The 26,433-nt window shown below is 34.0% G+C and carries 16 protein-coding genes, 6 tRNA genes and 3 pseudogenes; 17 read left to right on the top strand and 8 right to left on the bottom strand.

The window, feature by feature from the left end; translation table 11 throughout:
• Positions 1-49 precede the first annotated feature (49 nt).
• A pseudogene (locus tag K5I29_RS07595) lies at positions 50-2,241 on the top strand (B12-binding domain-containing radical SAM protein).
• Between the two features lie 36 nt (positions 2,242-2,277).
• Here the strand turns inward: K5I29_RS07595 and rimO are convergent.
• The 3 genes from rimO to K5I29_RS07580 form a co-directional block, all read right to left on the bottom strand.
• The gene (gene rimO, locus K5I29_RS07590) at positions 2,278-3,597 is read right to left on the bottom strand and encodes a 30S ribosomal protein S12 methylthiotransferase RimO (protein ID WP_264432134.1); all 1,320 of its coding nucleotides are present in this window, start codon (positions 3,595-3,597) and stop codon (positions 2,278-2,280) included.
• 117 nt (positions 3,598-3,714) lie between these two features.
• A complete protein-coding gene (locus K5I29_RS07585) occupies positions 3,715-5,235 on the bottom strand; it encodes an OmpP1/FadL family transporter (RefSeq protein ID WP_264432133.1) in 1,521 nt (506 codons plus the stop codon).
• Positions 5,236-5,270: 35 nt separating this feature from the next.
• Positions 5,271-6,431, bottom strand: coding sequence for a hypothetical protein (locus K5I29_RS07580; RefSeq protein ID WP_264432131.1), 1,161 nt, complete (start codon positions 6,429-6,431; stop codon positions 5,271-5,273).
• A 103-nt stretch (positions 6,432-6,534) separates the two neighbouring features.
• On the opposite strand from K5I29_RS07580, the gene proS reads away from it, so the two are divergent.
• The 11 genes from proS (at position 6,535) to K5I29_RS07525 (ending at position 14,125) form a co-directional block, all read left to right on the top strand.
• Entirely contained in the window at positions 6,535-8,013 is a 1,479-nt protein-coding gene (gene proS / locus K5I29_RS07575; RefSeq protein ID WP_264432129.1) for a proline--tRNA ligase, read from the top strand.
• Positions 8,014-8,284: 271 nt separating this feature from the next.
• Positions 8,285-8,356 (top strand) — tRNA-Glu (locus tag K5I29_RS07570).
• A 28-nt stretch (positions 8,357-8,384) separates the two neighbouring features.
• Positions 8,385-8,456, top strand: a tRNA-Glu gene (locus K5I29_RS07565).
• A gap of 29 nt (positions 8,457-8,485) precedes the next feature.
• A tRNA-Glu gene (locus tag K5I29_RS07560) sits at positions 8,486-8,557 on the top strand.
• 30 nt (positions 8,558-8,587) lie between these two features.
• Positions 8,588-8,659 (top strand) — tRNA-Glu (locus K5I29_RS07555).
• Between the two features lie 30 nt (positions 8,660-8,689).
• Positions 8,690-8,761: transfer RNA gene (locus K5I29_RS07550), tRNA-Glu, on the top strand.
• Positions 8,762-8,795: 34 nt separating this feature from the next.
• Positions 8,796-8,867 (top strand) — tRNA-Glu (locus K5I29_RS07545).
• Positions 8,868-9,052: 185 nt separating this feature from the next.
• A complete protein-coding gene (gene rpsT / locus K5I29_RS07540) occupies positions 9,053-9,307 on the top strand; it encodes a 30S ribosomal protein S20 (protein ID WP_264432128.1) in 255 nt (84 codons plus the stop codon).
• 126 nt (positions 9,308-9,433) lie between these two features.
• Positions 9,434-11,236 carry a translational GTPase TypA gene (typA, locus tag K5I29_RS07535; RefSeq protein WP_264432126.1) on the top strand — a complete coding sequence of 601 codons (1,803 nt, stop codon included), beginning with the start codon at positions 9,434-9,436 and terminating at the stop codon, positions 11,234-11,236.
• Between the two features lie 141 nt (positions 11,237-11,377).
• Entirely contained in the window at positions 11,378-12,451 is a 1,074-nt protein-coding gene (prfA, locus tag K5I29_RS07530) for a peptide chain release factor 1 (RefSeq protein WP_264432125.1), read from the top strand.
• A gap of 381 nt (positions 12,452-12,832) precedes the next feature.
• A complete protein-coding gene (locus tag K5I29_RS07525) occupies positions 12,833-14,125 on the top strand; it encodes a dihydrolipoamide acetyltransferase family protein (protein WP_264432122.1) in 1,293 nt (430 codons plus the stop codon).
• Positions 14,126-14,231: 106 nt separating this feature from the next.
• Here the strand turns inward: K5I29_RS07525 and K5I29_RS07520 are convergent.
• The 3 genes and pseudogenes from K5I29_RS07520 to trmD all read right to left on the bottom strand — a co-directional run bounded on the left by K5I29_RS07520 (position 14,232) and on the right by trmD (position 17,932).
• Positions 14,232-16,446 (bottom strand): annotated as a pseudogene (locus tag K5I29_RS07520) (NADP-dependent isocitrate dehydrogenase).
• A gap of 329 nt (positions 16,447-16,775) precedes the next feature.
• On the bottom strand, positions 16,776-17,132 hold the full coding sequence (rplS, locus tag K5I29_RS07515) for a 50S ribosomal protein L19 (protein ID WP_264432121.1): 357 nt from the start codon (positions 17,130-17,132) through the stop codon (positions 16,776-16,778).
• A gap of 122 nt (positions 17,133-17,254) precedes the next feature.
• A complete protein-coding gene (gene trmD / locus K5I29_RS07510) occupies positions 17,255-17,932 on the bottom strand; it encodes a tRNA (guanosine(37)-N1)-methyltransferase TrmD (protein ID WP_264432118.1) in 678 nt (225 codons plus the stop codon).
• Positions 17,933-18,094: 162 nt separating this feature from the next.
• On the opposite strand from trmD, the gene K5I29_RS07505 reads away from it, so the two are divergent.
• Entirely contained in the window at positions 18,095-19,027 is a 933-nt protein-coding gene (locus K5I29_RS07505) for a peptidylprolyl isomerase (RefSeq protein ID WP_264432117.1), read from the top strand.
• A gap of 37 nt (positions 19,028-19,064) precedes the next feature.
• Here the strand turns inward: K5I29_RS07505 and K5I29_RS07500 are convergent, their stop codons facing one another.
• A complete protein-coding gene (locus K5I29_RS07500) occupies positions 19,065-19,898 on the bottom strand; it encodes a hypothetical protein (protein WP_264432114.1) in 834 nt (277 codons plus the stop codon).
• A gap of 61 nt (positions 19,899-19,959) precedes the next feature.
• Entirely contained in the window at positions 19,960-20,598 is a 639-nt protein-coding gene (locus K5I29_RS07495) for a porin family protein (protein WP_264432112.1), read from the bottom strand.
• An 87-nt stretch (positions 20,599-20,685) separates the two neighbouring features.
• Here K5I29_RS07495 and xerA point away from each other — a divergent pair.
• From xerA to yaaA, 4 genes and pseudogenes are all read left to right on the top strand, one after another.
• Positions 20,686-21,590: pseudogene (gene xerA / locus K5I29_RS07490) on the top strand (site-specific tyrosine recombinase/integron integrase).
• A 154-nt stretch (positions 21,591-21,744) separates the two neighbouring features.
• Entirely contained in the window at positions 21,745-23,895 is a 2,151-nt protein-coding gene (locus tag K5I29_RS07485) for a S46 family peptidase (protein ID WP_264432109.1), read from the top strand.
• Positions 23,896-24,041: 146 nt separating this feature from the next.
• On the top strand, positions 24,042-25,466 hold the full coding sequence (locus tag K5I29_RS07480) for an amino acid permease (RefSeq protein ID WP_264432108.1): 1,425 nt from the start codon (positions 24,042-24,044) through the stop codon (positions 25,464-25,466).
• A gap of 92 nt (positions 25,467-25,558) precedes the next feature.
• Positions 25,559-26,317: a peroxide stress protein YaaA gene (gene yaaA / locus K5I29_RS07475; protein ID WP_264432105.1), complete on the top strand. Its 759-nt coding sequence runs from the start codon at positions 25,559-25,561 to the stop codon at positions 26,315-26,317.
• Positions 26,318-26,433 lie beyond the last annotated feature (116 nt).

Genomic DNA, 26,433 nt, shown 5'->3' with positions numbered 1-26,433 from the left:
TAATAGGCATTGGTTTTTTTGCAGTAACTTTGCAGTTTTAAAAAATTACCTGTTGAAAGATATTGTTTTAATAACCCCGCCATTCACACAACTTAATACGCCTTATCCCGGAACCGTTTATTTAAAAGGATTTTTTAACACCTTAAATATTAGTTGTTTTCAGGCTGATTTAGGTATTGAGGTTATTTTAGAAATTTTTTCTAAAAACGGATTGCAAACGGTTTTTGATGCTATTCGAGAAAAAAATGATGTAAGCACGTTGTCTGAAAATGCACAACGTATTTTGGCCTTACAAAACAATTATTTAAATACGATTGATGCGGTTATTCGTTTTTTGCAAGGTAAAAACCCCAATTTATCCCGATTAATAAACCAAGGAAAGTTTTTACCCGAAGCTTCGCGTTTTAATGCCGTTGCCGATTTAGATTATGCATTTGGTTTAATGGGCAACCAAGATAAAGCCAAACATTTGGCAACCTTGTATTTAGAAGATATTTCTGATTTGATACAAGAATGCATAGATCCTGATTTTGGATTTTCGCGCTATGCCGAACGTTTAGGGCGCAGTGCTAATAGCTTTGACGAGCTGTATCAATCCTTAAACAAGCCCTTATCTTTCATCAATCAACTTACTATTCAAAAATTAGAACAAATTATTACCACGCAACAACCTAAAGTTGTTGGCTTTTCGGTCTTCCGTTTCCGGGTAATTTGTTTAGTGCTTTTGCTTGCGCCAAATACATTAAACAAATGCATCCTCATATAAAAATTGCTTTAGGTGGTGGTTTTCCAAATACCGAATTACGCGATTTAACCGATGTGCGTGTTTTTGAATTTATTGATTATATAACTTTAGATGATGGCGAATTGCCAAACGAATTGCTTTTAGATTACATTTCAGGAAAAGGTACTGAGTTAAAACGTACTTTTTTGCTGCAAAATGATGCAGTTGTTTATGTAAACAATTCAAAAAGAATAGATTATAAAATGGCAGCTTGTGGCGTACCCGATTATTCAGATTTACATTTAGATCAATATATTTCGGTTATCGAAGTTACCAATCCGATGCATAGCTTATGGAGCGATGGCCGATGGAATAAGTTAACCATGGCGCACGGTTGTTATTGGGGAAAATGTACCTTTTGCGATGTAAGTTTAGATTACATAAAAATATACGAACCCGTTGCTGCCAAAATTTTGGTAGATAGGTTGGAGCAACTTATTGCTGAAACGGGCGAATACGGATTTCATTTTGTAGATGAAGCTGCACCGCCAGCTTTAATGCGCGAATTTGCTTTAGAAGTTTTAAACCGCGGATTGGTAATTACGTGGTGGACCAATATTCGATTCGAAAAAAGTTTTACTAAAGATTTGTGTTTACTTTTAAAAGCTTCGGGCTGCATTGCCGTTTCGGGCGGATTAGAAGTTGCTTCAGACCGTTTGTTAGATTTAATTAAAAAAGGCGTTACGGTAGAACAAGTTGCGCAAGTAACCAACCATTTAACCCAAGCGGGCATTATGGTTCATGCATATTTAATGTACGGTTATCCTACGCAAACGGTGCAAGAAACCGTTGATTCGCTTGAAATGGTTCGTCAGTTGTTCGAACTCGGAATTGTACAATCTGGTTTTTGGCATCAATTTGCCTTAACTGCACACAGCCCAATTGGTCAAAACCCGGAAGCTTTTGGTGTTTTACCCGATTTAAAACCAATTAGTTTTGCTAATAACGACGTTGCTTTTCAAGACAAAACAAAGTTAAATCATGATAAATTTTCGTTCGGACTAAAAAAAGCGCTGTACAATTACATGCATGGGCAATGTTTTGATTTTGATTTGCAAGAATGGTTTGATTTTAAAATACCGAAAACTAAAATTGATCCCGATTTTTTATTTAATGCCATACAAAACCCTGAACTTGATTTTAAATTGAGTTTGAATAAAAAAGTTTTATGGCTCGGATCGCCCATAACGTACTCGGTTCAAACGAAAAACAAAAAAGGCCGCGTTTTTGAAAATATTGTTTTAGATATTCATGGCGTTGATTTGTACGAACAATTAATTTTAGATAAAGAATTTGGTGTTTGGCTGGTTCATCAACTAAACAGCAAACAAGTTGTAACGTTACAAACGTTAAAAAAACAGTTTACTACTGAAGTTGAAAATGAAGATTTTGAACTGTTTTGGTTTTCTAAACCGATGCAAAAATTACGAGAAACCGAATTGCTTTTAATTTTATAAAACAAAAAAAGAACTGCTATTTAGCAGTTCTTTTTTTTATTCGGTTACGGGTTCTCCGTATAAATCAAATTCTGTTGCATCAAATATTTTAATGTTAGCAAATTCACCCATTTTTAAATAAAACTTACTTGCATCAATTAAAACTTCGTTATCTACATCGGGCGAATCAAATTCAGTTCTACCAATAAAATATTGTCCTTCCTTTCTGTCAATAATACATTTAAAAGTTTGTCCAATTTTTTCTTGGTTTAAATCCCACGAAATTTGTGCCTGAATGTCCATAATTTCAGTTGCACGCGCTTGTTTAACTTCTTCCGGAACATCATCTTCAAGGTTATATGCATGCGTGTTTTCTTCATGAGAATATGCAAAACAACCTAATCGTTCAAAGCGCATTTCTTTAACCCAGTTTTTTAAAATTTCAAAATCTTCTTCCGTTTCGCCAGGATAACCAACAATTAATGTTGTTCTGATCGTGATTCCAGGAACTGCTTTTCTAAAATCTTTTAATAGCTGCGTTGTTTTTTCGTAAGTTGTACCGCGGCGCATTGATTTTAATACGCTGTCTGAAATGTGTTGTAACGGAATGTCAATATAATTACAGATTTTTGGTTCGCGCTCCATTAAATCTAGCACATCCATTGGAAAACCGGTAGGGAAGGCGTAATGCAATCTAATCCATTCAATTCCTTCAACTTTTACTAAGTTTTCTAACAGTTCGGCTAAATTTCTTTTTTTGTATAAATCTAATCCGTAATAAGTTAAATCTTGCGCAATTAAAATAAGTTCTTTAACTCCATTTTTAGCTAAAGTTTCGGCTTCTTTAACCAATTTTTCAATAGGTTGCGACACGTGTTTACCGCGCATAATAGGAATTGCACAGAAAGAGCACGGTCTGTCACATCCTTCAGCAATTTTTAAATAGGCGTAGTTTTTTGGTGTTGTAGTTAAACGTTCACCAAGTAATTCGTGTTTATAATCGGCACCAAGTGCTTTAAGTAATAAAGGTAAATCGGTAGTACCAAAATATTGATCTACGTTTGGAATTTCTGCTTCTAAATCAGGTCTGTAACGTTCAGACAAACATCCGGTAACAAAAACTTTGTCTACAATACCTTGATCTTTTTTATCAACATATTCTAAAATGGTGTTAACCGATTCTTCTTTTGCATTATTAATAAAGCCGCAGGTGTTTATTACAATGATATTGCCTTCGCGATCTGCAGGAGCTTCATGTTCAACATCTTTTCCACTAGCTTTAAGCTGCCCCATTAGCACTTCGCTGTCGTAAACATTTTTAGAGCATCCTAAAGTGATTACGTTTATTTTATTTTTTTTTAAAGACTTGGTTCTCATAGTTTTATAACTCAATTCATTGTAAGAGCTTGCAAAATTACGTTTTTAACTGCTGAGTTACAAATGTTTGCCGGTTTTAAAATAAAAAAGTCAGATAATTATCTGACTTTTTTATTTTTAGAAATTGATGGTGTATGTTAAAGACACCGCGTTGTTTATATTTTTAATGCTTGCCGCGTTTGCGTTTGCACTGGTAATAAATTCTTCTGAGAATTTTCTGTCTGTGTACGAGTATGATAAATCTAACTTGTTACTTCCAAAATTAAATCCAATACCTCCGGAAATTGATGATGTATCTCCAGTAGGTGCGTAAACATCTTTTTTATATGGCGATTCAACAAAACGGTATCCGGCACGTAAGGCAACATTGCCAATTAAATACTCGGTACCAACACGATATTCTAACGCTGTATCTAAGTTGTTTTTGTAAAACTCGTTAATGTTTTCAAATCCATTTGTGCTATAGCGCATTTTACTATAATCTGAAACCGAAACATCACCACTTAAAACCCATCGGTTGTTAATAACTCCGGCAATACTACCTGTAAATTTACCTGCTGTTCTAAAGTTGTAACTTTCAAAAACCGTTGTAACATTTGGATACAATGAGTTTGATATAAATTTGTTCGGATCTGTTTCTTCAGTTCTAATTGTGTAAATACCTTGTCTGGTTTCGTCTGTTAAACGGTACCAAGTTGGCGATGCGTAGCTAGCACCAATTCTAACATTGTCTGTTATTTTATAAATTGCTCCTAAATCTAAGCTAAAACCACCACCTGTTGTTGCTACATAATTGTCAAAAATTACATCGTTTACAGTAATACTATTTGGGTAAAAACCTGAGTTATGTTCTGAAATACTGAAGTTTTTTTCATAATTGGTAAAATGCGGATTTAAATTGATTCCGAAAAAGAATTTGTCTTTAACCGCTCCTGAAAAGTTTAATTGTAATTTAGAATTATACCCACGTTGGTTTACATATTTTTGTTGCGTTTGTACAATACCTGATCCTATAGGTATATTTGAAAAATATTGGCTACCATCATAATCTAAAATGTATGAATTATATCCAAGCCAAGCTTGTTGGTCAGCAAAGTTTCCGAAATATCCGAAATTATAATCAGTAGCATAATTTAACGGAAAAACACCTAAACCGTTTTCGCCATTTGCGTAGTACAAAAAGTAATCGCTAATGTCAGAATTTGTATTGTTTCCGCCAAAGTTGAATTTATTTTTAAAGTTACTTTGGTTTTCAAAATTAACTGCAAAAGCAAATTTGTTTAAAGTTGCTTCAGGGTTAGAAAAAACAAAAACAATTCCTGCTTGATTTAAATCGAACAAAGAAGAATTTTTATTTTCCTGATTCCCTAAATAAGTACTTTTATTTTGGTTATTCGAATACTTTAATGAAATCGCTGCTTGGTTGTTGTTAAAGAATGAAGATCCTGCTGGGTTGATGCTAATTGCAGATAAATCTCCACCAACTGCACCAAAAGCACCTCCCATAGCGTTAAAACGAGCGGTCCCGTTTAAATCGGTGTTGCTATATCTTAAACCATCTCTCGGTACGGTTGATTGTGCCTGTGTTAAATTACTAGCACCTAAAAGTAAAGCTATTATAAAAGAATATTTTTTCATAAATAATGTTTTTAAAACTATTAGTTTTCAGGCTATTATCGTCTTACGCTACCAGATGATCCTCCACGAGCACCTCCACCCATGCTTCCACGAGAAGGAGCTGACATTGATGGTCTGCTAGGAGCTGCACTTCTATTAAAGTTGTTGTTAGATGGTGTTCTTTGAATAGCGTTGTTAGAACCACGGTTATTGTTGAAATTGTTATTTCTTACCGGTGCACTAGGTCTGTTAATTGCTCCGTTAGAATTGTTTCTAATCGTATTGTTATTACGAGCGCTAGCTGCACGTTCGTGAACTGCTGCACGGTTAATATTGCTAGGATCTCTTAATATAGCTTGTCTATTTCCGTTGTTCAATCTGTCTGTTGGTACTCTGTTTACACCGTTGTTGTTAGTGTTTACAGGACGGGTTCCTGAACTCGGATTGTTAGGACGTCCGCTAACGTTGTTGTTAGATGAGTTTCTAATAACACCAATACGATTACCTGATGTGTTATTTGGCGCATAAGCATTGTTTCTTACCACACCATTACGTTGCCCTTGCCCTCTAACTACTGGTCGTGCAGGTGCATAATAACCGCCATAATATCCCGGGTTATAGTAACCACCATAATATCCTGGACCATAACCGTAGCCATACCCGTAATTCCATCCCCAAGACGGACCATACCAATTGTTATAATAATAAGGACTACCAAAATATAAACCTACGTAAGGGCGTCTCCATCCCCAATAGCTACCATAGTAACCGCCGTAATAGTTACCCCAATATGGATCATATCCATAACCATTATTGTAAAAATTAACAGTAACGCTGCTTGAGTTTTGTCCGAAAGACCCATAACGTTCGGCAAAAGTTTCGTTTTGAGAATAATCTACATAACCGGCATTGTTATATGCAGCTGTAGTAGGATTTTCTGACGAAAAATTATCTGTATCGGTAAAAACAGTAAAATCACCTTTGCCTTCTGCAAAATAATCTTGGTATTTGTTGTAGTCGTAATTTGGATCATGAGTTTGTGTAGATTGTACACGGATACGTTGCCCGTAACTTGATTCAGGGTTTGAATTGTAAATGCCATCTTGATCGTAATACGAATTATTCTGGTACGATGCACATGAGCTTAACAATCCAATTCCTCCCAATAATAAAGCTGCAAACCCAATTTTTCGTTTATTGAAGTATATTTTTTGCATATTGATATCTTTTAATTGTTGAAAAATCTAAAAATTAGTTAGTTTTGTATTTAGTTATTACGGTATAAAGTTAAACAATTTTTATGCCAAAAATATTATATAAATGAGTAAAAACTTAACGAAACGATCAGAAGATTATTCTAAATGGTATAATGAACTGGTTGTAAAAGCAGATTTAGCTGAGAATTCAGGTGTACGTGGGTGTATGGTAATTAAACCATACGGCTATGCAATTTGGGAAAAAATGCAAGCGCAATTAGACAAAATGTTCAAGGAAACGGGGCATGAGAATGCTTATTTCCCCTTATTCGTGCCCAAAAGTATGTTTGAAGCTGAAGAGAAAAATGCAGAAGGATTTGCTAAAGAATGTGCTATTGTTACTCATTATAGATTAAAAAACGATGAAAACAATAAAGGAAAACTAATTGTAGATCCGAATGCTAAGCTCGAAGAAGAATTGATTGTACGTCCTACTTCCGAAGCAATTATTTGGCCTACTTATAAAAAATGGATCAGTTCATATCGCGACTTACCTTTATTAATTAACCAATGGGCTAACGTAGTGCGTTGGGAAATGCGTACGCGTTTGTTTTTACGTACTGCCGAATTTTTATGGCAAGAAGGGCATACAGCGCATGCAACCAAGCAAGAAGCTTTAGAAGAAGCGCAACAAATGCATCAGGTTTATACCGATTTTGTGCAAGATTTTATGGCAATTCCGGTTGTAAAAGGAGCAAAGACTGAAACAGAGCGTTTTGCTGGAGCTGATGAAACTTATACTATTGAAGCTTTAATGCAAGACGGGAAAGCTTTACAAGCAGGAACTTCTCACTTTTTAGGACAAAGTTTTGCAAAAGCATTTGATGTAAAGTTTGCAAACAATGAAGGTAAATTAGAATACGTTTGGGGTACATCTTGGGGGGTTTCTACGCGTTTAATGGGGGCGTTGATCATGACGCATTCTGATGACAACGGATTAGTTTTACCACCAAACTTGGCTCCAATTCAGGTAGTTATTGTACCAATTCATAAAACAGATGAACAATTAGATGAAATTTCTGCTCAGGTAAACGAATTGGTTAAAAACTTACGTAAAAATGGTATATCTGTTAAGTATGATAGCCGTACCAACTTAAAACCTGGTTTTAAATTTAATGAATACGAATTAAAAGGCGTGCCAATTCGTTTAGCTATAGGACCGAAAGATTTAGAAAACGGAACGTACGAATTAGCTCGTCGCGATAACTTAACTAAAGAAGTTGTGGCTAAAGAAGGTATTGAAGAATACATTAAAAACCTGCTAGAAACTATTCAATCAGATTTATATACTAAAGCTTTAAATTTCCGTAATGAACATATTACCGAAGTTAATACTTGGGATGAGTTTGTTGATGTTTTAGAAAACAAAACCGGATTTATTTTAGCACATTGGGACGGAACACCAGAAACCGAAGAGAAAATTAAAGATCTTACCAAAGCAACTATTCGTTGTATTCCGTTAGATCAGAAAGAAGAAGAAGGAGTTTGTATCCTAACAGGAAAACCTTCTAATAAACGTGTTTTATTTGCAAAAGCATATTAAAACAAGTAACAGAATATCATAAAAAAGCGAGGTTTTTTCTCGCTTTTTTTATTTTTAAAAATATATTTCAAAAAAATATAATAGCTATGTTTTTGAAAATGAGAAATATTGTAATTAAATTAACGGAACAGTGAAAAAAATGTTTGTGGATTAAATTAATATTTCGATATTTGCACTCGCAATCAGAGAAAATTCTGACGTTGTAAAATAAAGTTTGTAAATTCAAAAAAAAACAATACTTTTGCAACCGCAATAAAACAAGCAATTTACTGGCCCGTTCGTCTATCGGTTAGGACTCAAGATTTTCATTCTTGCAAGAGGGGTTCGATTCCCCTACGGGCTACTAGTTTTTATTGAAGCGCCAATTTACTGGCCCGTTCGTCTATCGGTTAGGACTCAAGATTTTCATTCTTGCAAGAGGGGTTCGATTCCCCTACGGGCTACTAGTTTTTTATTGAAGCGCCAATTTATTGGCCCGTTCGTCTATCGGTTAGGACTCAAGATTTTCATTCTTGCAAGAGGGGTTCGATTCCCCTACGGGCTACTAGTTTATTTATTGAAGCGCCAATTTATTGGCCCGTTCGTCTATCGGTTAGGACTCAAGATTTTCATTCTTGCAAGAGGGGTTCGATTCCCCTACGGGCTACTAGTTTATTTATTGAAGCGCCAATTTATTGGCCCGTTCGTCTATCGGTTAGGACTCAAGATTTTCATTCTTGCAAGAGGGGTTCGATTCCCCTACGGGCTACAATTTGTTTATTAACAAATAATGTTTTATTTTTGGCCCGTTCGTCTATCGGTTAGGACTCAAGATTTTCATTCTTGCAAGAGGGGTTCGATTCCCCTACGGGCTACAAAATTAGTTGTAAATAAGTTTTATAAAATATTAACAAGTGTCTCTGGGAATATTTTATTAGTTAAAACCAAAGTGAAAGTATTTTTATAGTATCTAAATTTTTATAAAAGTGCAATTGTGGGAGGTTTTTCTTTATTTAACTAATAGTTTATATTATAACTTTACAATTAAATTACAGAAAAAATGGCAAATCACAAGTCAGCTTTAAAAAGAATTAGAAGCAACGAGAAAAAAAGAGTATTAAACAGATACCAACACAAAACTACACGTAATGCTATTAAAGCAATTCGTTTAGCTACAGAAAAAACAGAAGCTACTGCAAAATTAGCTACAGTTATTTCTATGATTGACAAGTTAGCAAAGAAAAATATTATTCATGCTAACAAAGCGTCAAACTTAAAATCAAAATTAACTAAACATGTTGCTAAATTAGCGTAATTGTTTATGTAATATACAAAAAGCTCTCAAAAATACTTGAGAGCTTTTTTTGTATTTAATATTTTCATGCATAACATTTTAGCCCTTAAGATTTTTTTACTAATTTTGCACTTTCAAATATAAAATATGACATCTATTAGAAACATCGCTATTATTGCGCACGTTGACCACGGTAAAACAACTTTGGTAGACAAAATTATGTATCACTGTAATCTGTTTAAAGAAGCAGAGAACTCAGGTGATTTAATTCTTGACAATAATGATATAGAGCGTGAAAGAGGAATTACTATTACTTCTAAAAACGTTTCTGTTCAATATAAAGGTACCAAAATCAACATTATCGATACTCCGGGCCACGCCGATTTTGGAGGTGAGGTAGAACGTGTTTTAAATATGGTTGATGGGGTTTGTTTATTAGTTGATGCTTTTGAAGGGCCAATGCCACAAACTCGTTTTGTATTGCAAAAAGCTATTAGCTTAGGTAAAAAACCGTGTGTTGTAATTAATAAAGTAGATAAAGAAAACTGTACGCCAGATGAGGTGTATGAAAAAGTTTTTGACTTAATGTTTGAATTAGGTGCTACTGAAGATCAGTTAGATTTCCCTGTTGTTTATGGTTCTGCTAAAAATAACTGGATGTCGACAGATTGGAAACAAAAAACAGACAGCTTAGAGCCATTATTAGATATGGTTTTAGAAAATGTACCAACTCCAAAGGTTGATGCAGACGGAACGCCTCAAATGTTAATTACATCATTAGATTATTCATCATTTACAGGTCGTATTGCAATTGGTCGTTTACAACGTGGCGAATTAAAAGAAGGGATGAATATCTCTTTAGTAAAACGCGATGGTAAAATTGTAAAAACTAAAATTAAAGAACTACAAGTTTTTGAAGGTTTAGGACGTCGTAAAGTTGCATCTGTACAAGCAGGTGATATTTGTGCTGTTGTTGGGTTAGAAGGATTTGAAATTGGTGATTCAATCGCTGATTACGAAAATCCAGAAGCATTAGAAACTATTGCTATTGATGAGCCAACAATGAGTATGTTATTTACCATTAACGATTCGCCGTTCTTTGGTAAAGAAGGTAAGTTTGTAACTTCTCGTCACATTAAAGACCGTTTAAATAAAGAATTAGAGAAAAACTTAGCGTTACGCGTTCATGAAACAGATTCTGCCGACAAATTTATGGTTTTCGGTCGTGGGGTTCTTCACTTATCAGTTTTAATTGAAACGATGCGTCGTGAAGGATATGAATTACAAATTGGTCAACCACAAGTAATCATTAAAGAAATTGATGGTGTAAAATGTGAACCAATTGAAGAGTTAACAATTGATATTCCTGAAAATCTTTCTGGACGTGCAGTAGAATACGTTTCATTACGTAAAGGTGAAATGTTATCTATGGAGCCAAAAGGAGATCGAATGGTTATCATGTTCAATATTCCATCACGTGGTATTATCGGTTTACGTAATCAATTACTTACTGCAACAGCTGGCGAAGCAATTATGTCACACCGTTTTATTGAGTATCAACCGTACAAAGGTGAAATTGCTGGTCGTAACAACGGATCGTTAATTTCTATGGAAAACGGTAAAGCAATTCCTTATTCAATTGATAAATTACAAGATCGCGGAAAATTCTTTGTTGATCCAAACGAAGATATTTACGAGGGTCAAGTTATTGGTGAAAACACACGTAGTGATGATATGGTTATTAACGTAACTAAAACTAAAAAATTAAGTAACGTACGTTCATCAGGTGCTGACGATAAAGCAAGAATTATTCCTGCAATTAAATTCTCTTTAGAAGAAGCGTTAGAATATATTCAGAAAGACGAATACGTTGAGGTTACACCAAAATCAATTCGTTTACGTAAAATTTTCTTAAGTGAAAATGATAGAAAACGTAATAAAATAGCTTAATTAGCATAAAATAAATACAAATAGCCTGATTTAGTTCAGGCTATTTTTTTTATATCAGGTTTTCTTATTAAAACTATAATAAAGCATTTTTAACTCACAAAAAAAAGTTATATTTTTGCAATCGAACAAAGTACATGTAATATGTTAGATAGACTACAATATGTAAAGCAACGTTTTGATGAAATCTCTGATTTAATCATCCAACCCGATGTAATCGCAGATCAAAAACGTTACGTACAATTAAATAAAGAATATAAAGATCTTAAAGCTTTAGTAGAAAAACGAGAAGAATATATTAATCTTGTTGGAAATATTGAAGAAGCTAACGAAATAATTAGCGACGGTTCTGATGCAGAAATGGTTGAAATGGCTAAAATGCAATTGGACGAAGCAAAAGATCGTTTACCGGAATTAGAAGAAGAAATTAAATTTTTGCTAATCCCAAAAGATCCTGAAGACGCTAAAAACGTAATGGTTGAAATTCGTGCCGGAACCGGTGGTGACGAAGCTTCTATTTTTGCAGGAGATTTGTTTAGAATGTATACCAAATTTTGCGAAAATAAAGGTTGGAGAACATCTGTGGTTGATGTAAGCGAAGGAACTTCTGGTGGATATAAAGAAGTTATTTTTGAAGTTACTGGCGAAGATGTTTACGGAACTTTAAAGTTTGAAGCTGGTGTGCACCGCGTACAACGTGTACCACAAACCGAAACGCAAGGTCGCGTACATACATCTGCAGCAACCGTTATGGTTTTACCAGAAGCTGAAGAATTTGATGTGCAAATTGATATGAACGATGTGCGTATTGATTTTTTCTGTTCATCAGGTCCTGGAGGACAATCGGTAAATACCACAAAATCTGCCGTACGTATGACACACATTCCTACAGGTTTAGTAGCGCAATGTCAAGACGAAAAATCGCAGCATAAAAATAAAGACAAAGCTTTAACCGTTTTACGTTCGCGTTTGTACGAAATGGAATTGGCTAAAAAACAAGACGAAGATGCTAAAAAACGTAATTCGCAAGTTTCTTCGGGTGACCGTTCTGCAAAAATTCGTACGTATAATTATCCACAAGGACGTATTACCGATCACCGTATTGGCTTAACAATTTACGATTTAGACGGTGCAATGAATGGCAACATTCAAAAAGTTATCGATGAATTGCAATTGGTAGCTAATACAGAAAAATTAAAAGAATCAGAAGTATTCTAATATAATAAAACCTCGAATTTTCGAGGTTTTTTTTATTTTTATAATCCAGAACATAAACATAATTTATTTTTTATCAACCAAAGGTATTAATTTCGTAGAATTGCATTTTATATAAATGTTTTTGCTGTAATAAAATAAAACTATAATTAAAAAAAATGTAATTTAAATTACGTAAATAGATAAAAATAAATTAAATTCGCAACAAATAGCTTTTTTATTACAAATTTTAAAATACCTGATTTAATTTAAAAATTAGTAAATTTGTAGTACGAGCAGACAATTAAAAGTACTTTTTTTATTTATACTATAAATAAACCAAGTAAAAAGGAAATTGTTATTTTTGAGTATTAAAAACATTACAACACAACCGTTAATTTAAATATGGCAAAGTTTGAGCTTAAGCTACCTAAAATGGGTGAAAGTGTTGCAGAAGCAACAATTACAAATTGGTTAAAAAACGTTGGAGATACCGTAGCTGTAGATGATACGATTCTAGAAGTTGCTACAGATAAAGTAGATAGCGAAGTTCCGTCTGAAGTAAATGGCGTAATTAAAGAAATTTTATTTGCCGTTAACGATGTTGTTCAGGTTGGACAAACAATTGCTATTCTTGAAGTTGAAGGTACTGAAACCGAAGCACAAGCTCCGGCACAACCTATTCAGGTTGAACAAGCAGCAGCCGTTATTGAAAAACAAATGGATACAGTGGTTGATGAAACTAGAACTTCTACAAATTCAGAAAAATTTTATTCTCCTTTAGTTAAAAATATAGCTAAAGCTGAAAATATAGCCTTAACAGAATTAGATGCTATTGCAGGTTCTGGTAAAGACGGACGCGTAACAAAAGATGATATTTTAGCTTACGTAAAAAACAGAACAACTCAACCGCAAACAACAACAGCAAATACAGCAACGCAAGCTGTTTCGCAACCTGCACAAAAAGCTGCTCCTGTTTCTGTAAACGGTTCTGATGAAATTATTGAGATGGATCGTATGCGCAAGTTAATTGCCCACCATATGGTTGAATCTTTACGTACTTCAGCTCACGTACAATCGGTTATTGAGGTTGATGTTACCAATATTGTAAATTGGCGTAACAAAGTAAAAAATAGCTTTGAAAAACGTGAAGGCGAAAAGCTTACTTTTACTCCTATTTTTATGGAAGCCGTTGCAAAAGCTTTACGTGATTTTCCGTTAATGAATATTTCTGTTGAAGGCGATTATATTATTAAAAAGCGCAACATTAATTTAGGTATGGCTGCTGCATTACCATCTGGTAACTTAATTGTTCCAGTAATTAAAAACGCAGATCAGTTAAACTTAGTTGGTATGGCTAAAGCAGTAAACGATTTAGCAAACCGTGCGCGTAAAGGCAAATTAAAACCAGACGATACACAAGGTGGTACATTTACTGTAACCAATATTGGTAGTTTCGGATCAGTTTTTGGTACACCAATTATTAATCAGCCACAAGTTGGTATTTTAGCTTTAGGAGCTATTCGTAAGGTTCCTGCAGTTATCGAAACACCAGAAGGTGATTTTATTGGTATCCGCCAAAAAATGTTTATTACCCATTCGTATGATCACCGCGTGGTAGATGGTGCCTTAGGAGGACAATTCGTTCAGCGTGTAGCTCAGCTTTTAGAAGCTTGGGATGTGAATCGCGAAGTTTAAATAGAATACAAAAGCCAATCATAACTTGATTGGCTTTTTTTGATTTTTGATTAAAAAGAAAACCCCGCATAAGCGGGGTTTTTATTTGCAATTATGTTTTAGCTAATTAAATAGCGTTAACAATTTCATTTAATGTTGCAGAAGGACGCATTGCAGCAAATGTTGCTTCTGTGTTTGGTTGGTAATATCCTGCAATTGCTTGTGCTTTACCTTGAGAACCAATTAATTCAGCATTAATTTTTTCTTCGTTAGCTTGCATAGCAGCAGCAATCGGAGCGAATTTAGCAGCTAATTCTGCATCTTTAGTTTGTGCAGCCAAAGCTTGAGCCCAATACATAGCTAAGTAAAAATGAGAACCGCGGTTGTCAATTGTACCTAATTTACGTCCTGGAGATTTGTCTGTATCTAAAAATTTATCGTTAGCTTCATCTAATGCATCAGCTAAAACTTGTGCTCTAGCATTACCTTGTGTTTGTGCAACATGTTCTAAAGAAGCTTGTAAAGCTAAAAATTCACCTAACGAATCCCAACGTAAATAACCTTCTTCAATAAATTGTTCGATGTGTTTTGGAGCCGATCCACCAGCACCTGTTTCAAACAATCCACCGCCATTCATTAACGGAACGATAGATAACATTTTTGCAGATGTACCTACTTCTAAAATTGGGAATAAATCGGTTAAGTAATCACGTAATACGTTTCCTGTTACAGAAATTGTATCTAACCCTTGACGAATTCTTTCTAAAGATAATTTAGTTGCATCAACTGGATTTAAAATACGAATATCTAAACCTGTTGTATCAAATTCTGGTAAGTATAAGTTTACTTTTTTAATGATTTCTCTGTCGTGTGCACGTTTGTCATCTAACCAGAAAATTGCAGGAGTTGCCGATAAACGAGCACGGTTAACTGCTAATTTAACCCAGTCTTTAATTGGTGCATCTTTTGTTTGACACATACGGAAAATATCACCAGCCTCAACAGCTTGTTCCATTAAAACATTTCCTTCACCATCTACCACACGAATTGTACCTGCAGCGTCAGCTTGGAAAGTTTTGTCATGAGAACCATATTCTTCTGCTTTTTGAGCCATTAAACCAACGTTTGGTACAGAACCCATTGTTGTAGGATCTAAAGCACCGTTTGCTTTACAATCTTCAATTGTTGCTTGGTAAACCCCAGCGTAAGAACGGTCTGGAATAATAGCAAACGTATCTTGTTGTTTTCCTTCTTTGTTCCACATTTGTCCAGAAGTACGAATCATTGCTGGCATGGATGCATCAACAATAACGTCAGACGGAACGTGTAAGTTTGTAATTCCTTTATCAGAATTTACCATAGCTAATGCAGGTCCGTTTGCAATAGCTGCCTCAATAGCTGCTTTTACTTCAGCTTCTTGTGCATGACCAGCAATTTTAGCGTATAATTCACCTAAACCGTTGTTTGGGTTAATACCTAATTCTGCAAATAACGTTGCATATTTCGTGAAAACTTCTTCAAAATAAACAGAAACAATAGCACCAAAAATAATAGGGTCAGAAACCTTCATCATGGTAGCTTTTAAGTGCGCTGATAATAAAACACCAGCAGCTTTAGCTTCTTCTTTAACTTGAGATGCAAACGCTTTTAAAGCTTTTAAGTTCATTACTGACGAGTCAATAATTTCACCAGCTTTTAAAGGTGCTAAACCTTTTAATTCTTTCACAGCACCGTCTTGCCCAACAAATTCAATTTTAAATTGAGAATCTTTAGCAACGGTTAGCGATTTTTCTGTTCCGTAAAAATCACCTGCTTCCATGTGAGCAACTTTTGTTTTAGAATCTGCTGACCAAGCCCCCATTGAGTGCGTGTTTTTTAGCATAATTTTTAACTGCTTTAGGTGCACGACGATCTGAGTTTCCTTCACGTAAAACTGGGTTAACGGCAGAACCTAAAACTTTTGCATAAGCTGCTTTGTTTGCTTTTTCTTCGTCAGTTTTTGCATCAGCTACGTAGTTTGGTACTGCATAACCGTGAGCTTGCAATTCTGCAATTGCTGCGTTTAATTGAGGAATAGAAGCCGAGATGTTTGGTAATTTAATAATATTCGCTTCAGGAGTTTTAGCTAATTCTCCCAGTTCAGCCAAGGCATCTCCAATTTTTTGATCTTCTTTTAAATATTGTGGAAAATTAGCAAGAATACGTCCAGCTAATGAAATGTCTCTGGTTTCAACTTCAATATCTGCAGCAGATGTAAAAGCTTGAACGATTGGTAAGAACGAATAAGTTGCCAACATTGGCGCCTCATCAGTTAATGTGTAAATAATCTTAGATTTTGACATTTTTATAAAGTTTAATTGTAACAAATCAATTAATAAAATTCCCTTTTTCAGGGTAAACAAATATACTAAAATGATGCGAAATATTTGCTGTGAATGTTTGGGTAAGTAACGAATTATCAGATTGGTAATTTGTAAACACAAAATTGTGTAAAACCTAAAATTTTTATGTGATTTTTTTATTTTTTAAATAGAAAGCAGATGAATTGTTGAATAAAAAAAGCTGTTTTATATTATTGGTTGCGTTTTTTTTAGTGTTTTAATAAAAATACTATAACAAAAAAAACCAACTACATTGTAGTTGGTTTTTTATAACTTTTAAGAGTAAAAAATTACTTACGACGTAATTCTTTAATTCTTGCTTTTTTACCTGTAAGCTCTCTGAAGTAGAAGATACGAGCTCTACGAACTTTACCTCTTTGGTTAACTTCAATTTTTTGTAAAGCTGGCATGTTAACTGGGAAGATACGCTCAACACCAACGTTACCAGACATTTTACGGATTGTGAAAGTTTCAGTAGCTGCAGTACCTCTTCTTTGGATAACAACTCCTTTGAAGAACTGAGTTCTAGTTTTTTCACCCTCTCTAATTTCTGTATAAACAGTAATAGTATCACCAGCTTTAAAATCTGGGAAATCTTTTTTTGTTACAAACTCGTCTTGAACGAATTTTACTAAATCTAAAGCCATTTTGTTTAAATTAAATGTTTTTTCAGAGCAACATACACGGGCCTCGCCAGAGGTTGGTCCAAAATTGACTGCAAATATACTATATTTCTATAAAATACTAAATAAAAATAAAATTATTTTGCTTATTTGTTTAATAAATCGGGTCTTCTGTTTTCGGTGTGTTCAAAAGCTTTTTGTTCGCGCCATTTTTCTATTTCAGGAAAGTTACCGCTTAATAAAATATCGGGTACTTTCCAGCCTTTGTATTCTGCTGGACGAGTGTAAATTGGAGGTGCTAAAAGGTTGTCTTGAAACGAATCGGTTAAGGCTGAAGTTTCGTTAGATAAAACTCCAGGGATTAATCGGATAATGCTATCGCATAAAACCGCTGCACCAAGTTCACCGCCAGATAATACATAATCACCAATCGAGATTTCTCGGGTAATAAAATGATCGCGTACGCGCTGATCTACTCCTTTATAATGCCCACATAAAATAATTATGTTTTTTAATAACGACATACCGTTGGCAATTTGCTGGTTTAGCGTTTCGCCATCGGGCGTCATATAAATAACTTCATCGTAATCGCGCTCGGCTTTTAATTTAGAAATGCATGCATCAATCGGTTCTATGCTCATAACCATACCAGCGCCACCGCCAAACTGGTAATCGTCTACGTTTTTATGTTTGTTGGTGCTATAATCTCTTAAATTATGAAAATGAACTTCTACCAAGCCTTTTGCAATTGCACGCTTTAAGATAGAAGCTTCAAATGGGCTTCTAATTAATTCTGGTAATACCGTAATGATGTCAATACGCATAACTGTAAATTTTTGCAAAAATACTTTAAATAACCGTGTTTGGCAATTTAAAATTTGGCTGGGTTTTACTTTTGTTTAAAAAATACAAATTCTGCCTTAAAATTCGGGTTTTTAACACTAAATAAATGTTTATATTTGCATAGTATTTATAAAAATAAAATCATGAAAGACGGAATTTACGCAAAATTCAATACAACTAAAGGAACGATTTTAGTAGAATTAACATACGACAAAACGCCTGGAACGGTAGGTAACTTTGTAGGTTTAGCCGAAGGGAATTTAGAAAACAATGTAAAACCACAAGGAAAACCATATTACGACGGTTTAAAATTTCACCGTGTAATTTCTGATTTTATGATTCAGGGCGGATGTCCTAAAGGATCAGGAGTTGGTGGACCAGGTTATCAGTTTGATGATGAGTTTCACCCGGAACTACAACACGATGCGCCTGGAATTTTATCTATGGCTAATGCAGGACCTGGAACAAACGGCTCTCAGTTTTTTATCACACACGGAGCTACACCATGGTTAGACGGAAAACATACTGTTTTTGGTAAAGTTGTAGAAGGACAAGCTATTGTTGATGCAATTGATCAAGGTGATGTTATTGAATCATTAGAAATTGTTAGAGTAGGTGATGCCGCTCAAAAATGGAATGCAATTGAAGCATTTAGAACTTTTGAAGGTTCTCGTGAAAAACGTATGGCTGAAGAAAAAGCAAGAGCAGCAGCAGAATTAGATAAAATTGCAGCTGGTTTTCAAGAAACAGCTTCTGGATTACGTTACCAAATGATTCATAAAGGTACAGGTAAACAAGCTTATAAAGGAGCTAAAGTTGCAGTACATTATAAAGGACAATTAACAAACGGTTCTGTTTTTGACGAATCATACAAACGTAAACAACCTTTAGAATTTACAGTTGGCGTTGGTCAAGTAATTGAAGGATGGGATGAAGGAATTTTATTATTACAAGAAGGCGATAAAGCACGTTTTGTAATTCCATCTAACTTAGGTTATGGTTCTCGCGGTGCTGGAGGTGTTATTCCACCAGATGCGATTTTAATTTTTGATGTAGAATTAGTAAAAGTTTACTAATCCTTATAAAAAAAGCCCAATTTAAATTGGGCTTTTTTTATTCTTCTAAATTATATATAAGTTGTTCTAACGTATAAATTCCAATTTCAAATGGCGTTTTTATGTTATTGGGTATTTTTTTAGATGCTTTAAAAGCATCTTTTAATATTTTATAACTCATGGCTGCTTGGTCTGCATCATAAAATAATGCATCCCAATTTTCATTTTTACGAGTTGCAATGCCATTAGATGCAAATCGAATAGGAATTGGTTTTAAAAAGTTTAATGATAAGTGATCACTGTTTTTTTGACAATATTTATAATATAACAAAGCAAATTCTAAACTTTGTTTTACGCGATTATTAATTTGCTTATATCCTTCGCTTTGGTTTGCAGGAATGCGCCATGTATTTATATCTGGAGCTAAAAAGTTGTATTGTTTTGTAGCTAAATCAGTATCATTTTGTTTTGTAAAAATAAATTGTAACGAATTTAAATTGCTATTTATAAGGCTTTTAAATTGTACTTTATCTCCGTCGTTTTTAATTTCTTCAATAAAAAGAATTGGATTTTGCTTGGCATTTAACAACAGCAGTTTTATTTTATTTGTTTCTTCAGTTCTTTGCCATGTTCCGTAAAGCATTTGATCTTTAGGTTGATATGCAGCACTTGCCATTTCAAACGGATTGGCAGTACCTTTATCTAACATTAAAAAATAACCGTTGCCCGCAAAAATAGCTTCTGAGGTAAAAAAATCTTTTTCAAAATACGATGCTGTTTTTGTAGCATCTGTTTCTACTACTTTATTAAATTTCCATTCGCCAATTAACTTGTCTTTAGTGCAAGAACTTGTTATAACAAGTAACAATGCTAAAATTGCAAGATTTTTCATTTAGTTTCTGATTTGCTTTAACTAAGATAAAAAAAGCAGCTTGTACAAGCTGCTTTTTTTATTAAAATTTAAACCCAACGCCAACCTGAATGTTCGAGTTGTTAAAATTATTTCCTGCATCTTTAAAAACAGATTTTAATCCGTGGTTGTAACGCCCTTCTACATAAATGCCGTCAAAAATAGTTACTTCAACTCCAGCAGTTGCTAAAACATCAACTTTATTAATATCGTTGTTAAAGCTTGATTCTACATGATCAATTTTTAAAACCGATTTATCGTTTACATTAAAAGCAATCGTTGGTCCACCGTATAGCGCCACGCGATCAATTACATAAATTTTAGCTAAAACAGGTACTGTAATATAATCGTATTCTAACGTGTACGATGCTTGCCCGATAAACGGAACATCTTCTTTATATTTTACGCCTTGTTGCGAATACAATACCTCAAGCTGAATTGATGCGCCTTTTTCGCGAGTTAATGAATATTCTGCTACAACCCCTGCATAAAATCCGTTTCTGTGATCTTGTCCATCATTCCAAACATTTTTTTTGCTTGTTGGTGCGATTGATGACAACGAATACCCACCTTTAATTCCGAATTTAAATCTTTCATTTTCGAATACCTGAGCATTAGCTTGGCTCAAACAAAACAAACTTAAACCTAAAGCACCTGCTTTAATACATTGTCCTAACTTCATAATTATTGTTTTTTAATATGATACATAACCGCTTTGCTTTTAAAATATTATATTTACAACGTAAAATAAATGTTATTTTTTTCTATGATTTCATGGAATGTTGCCATAAAAGACTTTAAAAATTATTTAAAAATTGAGCGCGGTTATCTGTAAATACCGTGCAAAATTATGAATTAGATTTATTAAAATTGAAAGATTTTTTAGAATGTAACCATATAAAAGTTACGTGTTTAGAAATTTCCGAAACAGAAATATCTCAATTTATTTATTCCATTTCAGACAAGGTGAATCCGCGTTCGCAAGCTCGAATTATTTCGGGCTTAAAAAGTTTTTTTAAATTTTTAAATGTTGAAGGTTTACGTGACGATTTTCCGCTAGAATTAATAGAAGCGCCTAAGTTAGGTCGTAAATTACCCGATACGCTATCGAGCGATGAAATAGACTTACTTATTCAAGCCATTGATTTATCTAAGCCCGAAGGCGAACGTAACCGTGCCATGCTCGAAACTTTGTATAGCTGTGGTTTGCGTGTTAGCGAATTGCTAGATTTAAAAATATCAGATTTATTTTTTGAAGAAGAATTTATAAAAGTTTCGGGTAAAGGCAACAAGCAACGTTTTGTGCCTATTAGTCAAACTACCCAAAAGTACATTAACCTGTACATGCAACATACGCGTTTGCACTTAAAAATTCAGAAAGGATTTGAAGATACGCTATTTTTAAATCGCCGTGGTAAAAGCTTAACCCGAGCAATGGTTTTTACCATAATTAAAGATTTAGCAGTTAAAATAAACCTACAAAAAACAATTTCTCCGCACACATTTCGACATTCATTTGCTACGCATTTGTTAGAAAATGGAGCCGATTTGCGCTCTATTCAACTTATGCTAGGACACGAATCTATTACTACAACCGAAGTTTATATGCATTTAGACCGTAAGTTTTTAACCGAGGTTTTATATACCTACCATCCGCGAAGCAAACAAAATTAAAAGCAGTTTTTAGCTGTTGTTTATGGTATTGTAATAACCGTTTGCATAAAAGGTAATAATTTATTAAATATTTAAAAACATTCAATACCGATTGTTTAATAACTAAGCTATTTATTTTATATTCGCAATCACATATAATAAATTAGAACTGATTATGAAAAAAATTATTCTTTCATTAGTCGCAATTTTTACATTATTACCTTTTACTGTAAAAGCGAATGAAGGTATGTGGTTTTTAATGTTCATTGACCGTTTAAACCACCGTGATATGCAAAAAATGGGACTGCAACTTACTGCAGAAGAAATTTATAGCATAAACAACAACTCATTAAAAGATGCAATTGTGCAATTTAACGGAGGTTGTACTGCAGAAATGGTTTCTCCGCAAGGTTTAGTACTTACTAACCACCACTGTGGGTACAATGTTATTGCAGAATTATCATCGCCAGAAGCAAATTATTTAAAAAATGGTTTTTGGGCAAAAGATAAGTCTGAAGAATTAAAACCAAAAAATTTATACGTACGTTTTTTTGTTAGAATGGACGACGTTTCTAAACGTATTTTATCATTAGTAAACGATGATATGAGCGAAGCAGAACGTGAAAAAGTAATTAACAACGAAATTGCAAAAATTCAAGAAGAAAACTCAGAAGGTGGTAAATACACTGTAGTAGTTCGTCCTTTCTTTCAAGGTAATGAATATTACTATTTTGTTTACCAAGATTATACTGACGTTCGTTTAGTAGGAACGCCAGAAGAATCTATTGGTAAATTTGGTGGAGATACAGATAATTGGGAATGGCCACGTCATACCGGAGATTTTTCTTTATTCCGCGTTTATGCAGATCAAAATAACGAACCAGCTGCATATTCTACAAACAACGTACCTTTAAAACCAAAACACCATTTACCAATTAACATTGGTGGAATTAAAGAAGGTGATTTTTCTATGATTTTAGGTTACCCAGGGCGTACAAACCGTTGGATGCCAGCAGGAGGAATTGAGCAAAACGTAAAATATGCTTACCCAGCTTGGGTTGAAGGTTCTAAAGTTGGAATGGACAACCTTAAAAAATATATGGTTGAAGATGAAGATGTAAATTTAAAATACGCATCTAAATATGCATCTATTGCAAACTACTGGAAAAACAGACAAGGAATGATTGATGCTTTAACGCAGTTTAAAACTGCAAAAGCAAAAGCAAAACAAGAAGCAAAGTTTCATAAATGGGCTAACAAACCGGCTAACAAAGCAAAATACGGTAATGTTGTACCAACAATTAATAACTATTACGCATTAACGAACGAAAAAGCATCTCACGATAATTACTTATCTACTTTATTACGTTCATCTGCATTCGGAACTATTTCTCGTGGTTTAGGCCGTCAGTTAGAAATGTATGCTAAAGCACCTGCAGCAAAACAAGCAGAAATTAAACCAGCTTTGGCTCAGGTTGTTACAGAATTTTACAACAACATTTATATGCCTGCAGAACAAGATGTTTTAGCAGCGCAATTAAATTTATATGCAGCTAAAGGTAAAGCTTATGGTGTTGCTCCTCAAGTTGCAGCTTTAACAGCTACAAATAATGGTGATTTTGCAAATGCTGTAAACGCAATGTTCGAACAATCAATTTTCCGTTCGGCTGCATCGGTACAAGCTTTTTTAGAAGTGCCAAATGCAAACTTTGTAGCGAATGATCCGTTAATGGTTTTATCAAACGATTTATTAACGCATTTATCTGTTAAATCTGAAGAGTTAATGCAAGCTGAAAACGATTTTCAGGCTGCTTACCGTAAATTAGTTCAAGGTTTACGTGAATCAGGTATTTCAGATATTCAATACCCAGATGCAAATTCAACGTTACGTTTAACGTACGGTACGGTGCGTGCTTTACCAAAAGACAAGCGCAATCCGGTTTCTGAAAATAACTATACAACTTTAGATGGTATGGTTAAAAAATACAAAAAAGGAGATGCTGAGTTTGATTTACCGCAACGTTTATTAGAAATGGCTGAAAATAAAGAATACGGCCGTTATGCGGATAAAGATGGAACTTTACACGTAAACATGTTAACCGATCATGATATTACTGGTGGAAACTCAGGTTCTCCAGTTTTAAATGGCAAAGGTGAATTAATTGGTTTAGCATTTGACGGTAACATTGAAGCTATGGCTGGTGATGTTATTTTTGATCCTAAATTACAACGTACAATCAACGTAGATTCTCGTTTCATTTTATGGTTAATTGATACATATTCTGGAGCTTCACATTTAGTTGAAGAAATGGAAATTGTTGAATAAATTAACATTAAAAATATAGTAAAAAGCCAGGCCTAAAGCCTGGCTTTTTTTAATACATCGAGATAAAAAAATGTAAAATTATGTACCTAATAAAAATCCAATCTATCTAATTCACTACCTTAGCAAAAAATAATTTAAAATACGATTTGGAACAGAAAAACAACAAATCCGAACAAAAATTAAAGCGCAGTTTAAACAACCGTCACATTCAATTAATTGCATTGGGTGGGGCTATTGGTACGGGCTTATTTTTAGGATTAGGTGAAGCGGCTGTGTTAGCAGGGCCGTCTGTTATTCTTGGTTACGGAATAGCAGGAATCATTGCTTTTTTTATTATGCGCCAATTAGGCGAAATGGTGGTGCACGAACCGGTTTCGGGCAGCTTTAGTCATTTTGCATATAAATATTGGGGCAACTTTGCAGGATTCTCATCAGGTTGGAATTATTGGATGTTGTATATTTTAGTAAGCATGGCCGAGCTTACCGCAATTGGAATTTACGTGCAGTTTTGGTGGCCTGAAATTCCTTTGTGGGCTTCTAGCTTATTTTTCTTTCTTGTAATAAATGCCTTAAATTTAGGATCGGTAAAACTTTTTGGCGAAGCCGAGTTTTGGTTTTCTATTATTAAAGTTTCTGCTATTATTGCTATGATTGTATTTGGTACTTATCTATTAGTTTCTGGAACGGGTGGGGAAGAAGCAACGATTACGAATTTATGGAACGATGGCGGATTTTTTCCGAAAGGTATTTTTAATGAAACCGAATCCGGCACGTATGTTGGTTTGTTAGCTGCCATGACGTTGGTTATGTTTTCTTTTGGAGGATTAGAATTGATTGGAATTACGGCTGCCGAGGCAGATCATCCAGAAAAAACAATTCCAAAAGCTACTAACCAAGTTATTTACAGAATTTTAATTTTTTATATTGGTGCTATAGTAATTCTGTTTTCATTAGCGCCGTGGCAAACCATTACTGCAAATACCAGCCCGTTTGTTACGGTTTTTAATAACATTAGCGATTTACAATTTACACTTTTTGGGCATACCATTATATTCTCTAAAATCATTGCAAATGCTTTAAATATAATTGTTTTAACGGCTGCATTAAGCGTTTATAATAGTTGTGTTTACAGCAATTCCCGTATGTTATATGGTTTAGCAAGCCAAGGCAATGCGCCTGCTTTTTTAAAGAAGTTAAATGCACATGCCGTTCCTGTTCATGCTATTTTGGCAAGTTCAGCAATTGTTGCAATTTGTATCTTTATCAACTTGTTTTTTCCTAATAAAGCTTTCGGTATTTTATTATCTTTAGTAGTTTCTGCCTTAATCATCAATTGGGTTATGATTTCGGTAACGCACTTAAAGTTTAGAAATACAATGAATGCAGAAAGCAAAAAAACAGCTTTCCCAAGTTTATTTTACCCCATAAGCAATTGGATTTGTATTCTGTTTTTAATCGGAATATTAATTATTATGTGCTTTATAGGTAAAGAAATTTCAGTATTATTAATTCCTATTTGGTTGTTTATTTTATACATAAGTTATAAAGTAGTAAACAAAATAAAACAATAGTTTTAATTGATTGCCCAATAACCTTTAAGTAATTGAATCATTTGAAGGTTATTTTTTTTAACCTTATTTTTGAGTAATTAAAAATTGAATTTATGAAAATAGTTATATCTCCTGCTAAATCATTAGATTTTGATTCGGCATTACCTATTTCTACTTATACACAATCCGATTTATTAGATCAAGCTAAACTAGTACAAAGTTATGCCAAACAACTTTCTCCAAAAGAATTGGCAGATTTGATGAAAATATCTGATAAATTGGCCAACTTAAATTGGGAGCGCAATCAGGCTTGGCATTTACCTTTTACGCCAGCTAACGCACGTCCGGCTGTTTATGCCTTTAATGGCGATGTTTATACGGGTTTAGATGCATACAGCATTCCCGAAGCTAAAATAAATGTGCTGCAAAATAAATTACGTATTTTATCTGGTTTATATGGGGTTTTAAAACCTTTAGATTTAATTCAGCCGTACCGTTTAGAAATGGGCATTAAATTGCCCGTAGATAATAAACCAAACTTAGTGCAATTTTGGAAAGAAACCGTTACTGCCAAGTTAAATGAAGAATTAACGGAAGACGAATTGTTTGTAAACTTAGCTTCGAACGAATATTTTGCTGCTGTTGATGAAAAGCAATTAAAAGTTCCGGTAATTACTCCAGAATTTAAAGATTATAAAGATGGTAAACTTAAAATAATTAGTTTTTTTGCTAAAAAAGCCCGCGGATTAATGGTACGTTATATTATTGATCATAATGTAGAAACGCTTGATGGCCTTAAAGCTTTTAATTACGAAGGTTATGCCTTTGATGCCAATTTAAGTAACGGCAATAATTTGGTTTTTACAAGATAAAAAAAATCCATGTGTATAAAACACATGGATTTTTTTATATAATTTATTTTATCAGTAATCCTTGATAATAAGCAATAATAAATAGCATAAAAGCAACTAATACAACAACTGCAATA

Source organism: Flavobacterium agricola (assembly GCF_025919725.1).
In the GTDB taxonomy this organism is placed as follows: domain Bacteria; phylum Bacteroidota; class Bacteroidia; order Flavobacteriales; family Flavobacteriaceae; genus Flavobacterium; species Flavobacterium agricola.
The sequence above is the reverse complement of the archived record's forward strand: the minus strand, read 5'-3'. Positions and strand labels throughout refer to the sequence as shown.

Excerpts from the sequence above, each read along its gene's own strand:
- typA (WP_264432126.1), top strand. The coding sequence starts at position 9,434 with ATGACATCTATTAGAAACATCGCTATTATTGCGCACGTTGACCACGGT.
- trmD (WP_264432118.1), bottom strand. The coding sequence starts at position 17,932 with ATGCGTATTGACATCATTACGGTATTACCAGAATTAATTAGAAGCCCA.
- K5I29_RS07525 (WP_264432122.1), top strand. The coding sequence starts at position 12,833 with ATGGCAAAGTTTGAGCTTAAGCTACCTAAAATGGGTGAAAGTGTTGCA.
- rimO (WP_264432134.1), bottom strand. The coding sequence starts at position 3,597 with ATGAGAACCAAGTCTTTAAAAAAAAATAAAATAAACGTAATCACTTTA.
- K5I29_RS07585 (WP_264432133.1), bottom strand. The coding sequence starts at position 5,235 with ATGAAAAAATATTCTTTTATAATAGCTTTACTTTTAGGTGCTAGTAAT.
- K5I29_RS07495 (WP_264432112.1), bottom strand. The coding sequence starts at position 20,598 with ATGAAGTTAGGACAATGTATTAAAGCAGGTGCTTTAGGTTTAAGTTTG.
- yaaA (WP_264432105.1), top strand. The coding sequence starts at position 25,559 with ATGAAAATAGTTATATCTCCTGCTAAATCATTAGATTTTGATTCGGCA.
- K5I29_RS07580 (WP_264432131.1), bottom strand. The coding sequence starts at position 6,431 with ATGCAAAAAATATACTTCAATAAACGAAAAATTGGGTTTGCAGCTTTA.
- proS (WP_264432129.1), top strand. The coding sequence starts at position 6,535 with ATGAGTAAAAACTTAACGAAACGATCAGAAGATTATTCTAAATGGTAT.
- K5I29_RS07505 (WP_264432117.1), top strand. The coding sequence starts at position 18,095 with ATGAAAGACGGAATTTACGCAAAATTCAATACAACTAAAGGAACGATT.
- rplS (WP_264432121.1), bottom strand. The coding sequence starts at position 17,132 with ATGGCTTTAGATTTAGTAAAATTCGTTCAAGACGAGTTTGTAACAAAA.
- rpsT (WP_264432128.1), top strand. The coding sequence starts at position 9,053 with ATGGCAAATCACAAGTCAGCTTTAAAAAGAATTAGAAGCAACGAGAAA.
- K5I29_RS07485 (WP_264432109.1), top strand. The coding sequence starts at position 21,745 with ATGAAAAAAATTATTCTTTCATTAGTCGCAATTTTTACATTATTACCT.
- prfA (WP_264432125.1), top strand. The coding sequence starts at position 11,378 with ATGTTAGATAGACTACAATATGTAAAGCAACGTTTTGATGAAATCTCT.
- K5I29_RS07500 (WP_264432114.1), bottom strand. The coding sequence starts at position 19,898 with ATGAAAAATCTTGCAATTTTAGCATTGTTACTTGTTATAACAAGTTCT.